We start from the raw sequence: 277 nt of genomic DNA on the forward strand, positions 1-277 counted from the left end.
CTTCCAGGACACGAAATCCATGGAATTGCGCAGCAGGTGGACGATGCAGGTTTGAACCACGGCGTCGGGAAACACGGCGGTGATCGCCTCGGGAAAACCCTTCAGGCCATCGACGACAGCGAGCAGGATGTCCTCGGTGCCGCGGTTCCTGAGCTCGTTCATCACCCTGAGCCAGAACTTTGCGCCCTCGTTCTGCTCCAGCCACAGGCCCAGCACCTCCTTGGCACCATCGGCACGGACGCCGAGCGCGATGTGGATCGCCTTGTTGCGCACCATG

1 protein-coding gene is annotated in these 277 nt (G+C 62.1%); it reads right to left on the reverse strand.

Going from position 1 to position 277, the window contains the following annotated elements; all coding sequences use genetic code 11:
* The coding region (locus SM191_RS19710; RefSeq protein WP_341507678.1) for a transposase at positions 1 to 277 on the reverse strand (277 nt) is incomplete at both ends.

The sequence above is a fragment of the Sphingomonas sp. 2378 genome (assembly GCF_038084995.1).
In the GTDB taxonomy this organism is placed as follows: domain Bacteria; phylum Pseudomonadota; class Alphaproteobacteria; order Sphingomonadales; family Sphingomonadaceae; genus Sphingomonas.